Origin of the sequence: Winogradskyella poriferorum (assembly GCF_050618035.1) — a bacterium.
Lineage (GTDB): Bacteria > Bacteroidota > Bacteroidia > Flavobacteriales > Flavobacteriaceae > Winogradskyella > Winogradskyella poriferorum_A.
In genome coordinates, this window is sequence record NZ_JBODPY010000180.1 from 1 (window position 1) to 227 (window position 227).

The 227-nt window shown below is 41.0% G+C and carries 1 protein-coding gene; it reads left to right on the top strand.

What is annotated here, in order from left to right; genetic code table 11:
- Positions 1-227: hypothetical protein (locus ACRHOC_RS15380; protein WP_431159465.1), on the top strand; the 227-nt coding region annotated here is incomplete at both ends.

Consider the following 227-nt stretch of genomic DNA (forward strand, 5'->3'; position numbering starts at 1 on the left):
TGACCGAACTAACGGATCAAGCGTTTTCTATTGATGGGAATATCATCACTAATACCAACTGGACGCTTCAAATTCCAACCGGCACGCAAGTTATTCAATATAAAATCGTCGCAACTACAGGTGAATATAGGGATGGTGAACAGAATGCGCTCGCGGTTTTAAGTAATGGAATCCTTGTCACAGAAACATTACCAATGTGGGTAGGATCTAATGAAACCAAGTCCTTT